1 rRNA gene is annotated in these 215 nt (G+C 58.6%); it reads right to left on the bottom strand.

Going from position 1 to position 215, the window contains the following annotated elements:
• Positions 1 to 215 (bottom strand): 16S ribosomal RNA (locus RM572_RS29905); the annotation flags it as partial.

Below are 215 nucleotides of genomic sequence, written 5' to 3'. Positions count from 1 at the left end.
GAATTAAGCCACATGCTCCGCCGCTTGTGCGGGCCCCCGTCAATTCCTTTGAGTTTTAGCCTTGCGGCCGTACTCCCCAGGCGGGGACCTTAATGCGTTAGCTGCGGCACGGACCACGTGGAATGTGACCCACACCTAGTTCCCAACGTTTACGGCGTGGACTACCAGGGTATCTAATCCTGTTCGCTCCCCACGCTTTCGCTCCTCAGCGTCAG

This window comes from Streptomyces hazeniae (assembly GCF_031845485.1).
Classification (GTDB): domain Bacteria; phylum Actinomycetota; class Actinomycetes; order Streptomycetales; family Streptomycetaceae; genus Streptomyces; species Streptomyces hazeniae.
This window is presented reverse-complemented; position numbering and strand designations above follow the sequence as displayed.